1 protein-coding gene is annotated in these 1,033 nt (G+C 27.0%); it reads left to right on the top strand.

Annotation, left to right across the window (positions count from 1 at the left end):
* Positions 1-106: 106 nt before the first annotated feature.
* Positions 107-1,018 carry an IS982 family transposase gene (locus GJV76_RS15605; protein ID WP_155093499.1) on the top strand — a complete coding sequence of 304 codons (912 nt, stop codon included), beginning with the start codon at positions 107-109 and terminating at the stop codon, positions 1,016-1,018.
* Positions 1,019-1,033 lie beyond the last annotated feature (15 nt).

Genomic DNA, 1,033 nt, shown 5'->3' with positions numbered 1-1,033 from the left:
TAACGTGAGTTCGATATAAGAAAAAGCAAAAAAAAGCTATAAAAAAAGAGATAGGATTAGTATATTTAAGGTTCTGAATCACAAATATTTAACTAAAACTATCTCTATGTTATCTACAGACAAAATTACTGAAATTTATTATGAAGTCGATGAATTTTTTAAAGCATATTCAAATGTTTTGCAATCTCATAGTATTGAATCAGATAGTACAAAGAAAAAACGTAATCGAAAGTCAACACTTAATGCAAGTGAAGTAATGACTATTTTGATTTTATTTCATGATAGTGGTTTTAGATGTTTAAAACATTATTATATTGATTATGTAAAAGTTCATATGCAAAAGGAATTTCCTAAAACTGTTTCTTATAATCGCTTTGTAGAACTACAAAAAACGGTTATTGTACCTTTAGGAATCTTCTTAAAATCTAATAGATTAGGCAAATGTACAGGAGTTTCATTTATAGATTCTACTCCTTTAAGAGTGTCACACATTAAAAGAGAAAAGCAGCATAAAACATTTAAGAATATAGCAACAAAAGGTCAGTGTTCTATTGGTTGGTTTATGGGGTTTAAACTTCATTTAATTATAAATGATAAAGGTGAAATACTTGATTTCTTATTAACTCCAGCCAATGTTGATGATAGAAAACCTTTAAAAGAATTGAATTTTCATAAACGTATTTTTGGTAAACTCTTTGGAGATAAAGGATATATCAGTAAAGATCTTTTTGAACAAATGTTCGTTGATGGAGTACATTTAGTTACTAAAATCAAAAAAAACATGAAGAACTCAATGATGCTACTTGCCGATAAAATACATTTAAAGAAAAGAGCACTTATTGAAACTGTAAATGATGAATTAAAGAATATGTGTCAAGTAGAACATACAAGACACAGATCCTTTAATAATTTTATAGCAAATATGTTAGCTGCTTTGATTACATATTCATACTTCCCGAAAAAGCCTTCTATTAATAATATTAACGACATTATTGATCAAAATAGACTAATAGCTTAAGTCGAACTCACGTTA

This window comes from Myroides albus (assembly GCF_009711045.1).
In the GTDB taxonomy this organism is placed as follows: Bacteria; Bacteroidota; Bacteroidia; order Flavobacteriales; family Flavobacteriaceae; genus Flavobacterium; species Flavobacterium album_A.
Note: the sequence above shows the minus strand (reverse complement) of the source record. Positions and strands in the feature narration are given on the sequence as shown.

What these genes read in the sequence shown, in the direction of transcription:
- GJV76_RS15605 (WP_155093499.1), top strand. Translation starts at nt 107, where the DNA reads ATGTTATCTACAGACAAAATTACTGAAATTTATTATGAAGTCGATGAA.